The sequence below is a fragment of the Membranihabitans maritimus genome (assembly GCF_021729145.1).
In the GTDB taxonomy this organism is placed as follows: Bacteria; Bacteroidota; Bacteroidia; order Chitinophagales; family Saprospiraceae; genus Membranihabitans; species Membranihabitans maritimus.
In genome coordinates this window covers 1-303 of sequence record NZ_JAJSLW010000101.1, presented here as the reverse complement: position 1 = coordinate 303, position 303 = coordinate 1, and the positions used below count along the sequence as shown (strand labels likewise).

At 49.5% G+C, this 303-nt stretch carries 1 protein-coding gene; it reads right to left on the bottom strand.

Annotated features, from left to right (window positions below; all coding sequences use genetic code 11):
• The coding region (locus tag LVD47_RS24440) for a hypothetical protein (protein ID WP_236981164.1) at positions 1 to 303 on the bottom strand (303 nt) is incomplete at both ends.

Sequence of the window (303 nt, the reverse complement as noted above, 5' to 3'; positions counted from 1 at the left end):
TACCTTATACATGCCACTCGCATCCAATATCCGACTCACTTTATCCGAATGTCCTATCGCCACAGCATTACACAACGATCCTTCCAGGTGCGGCAACAAGGTCGCACTACCCGCCAAACTTGCCGGTACGTCGTATACCATTTCCTCACTCGGTACACACAGGGCTTCTGTCTTCGTACCTATATCCGACGGCAAGTCAAACATGCTCAATCTTACTTCACAGGCCGGCTCAACGTGGATTACTTGCTCTACTTCCCACTCAGGAGCTTTGTCACTACATCCACCCTGGATGAAGAATCTTCT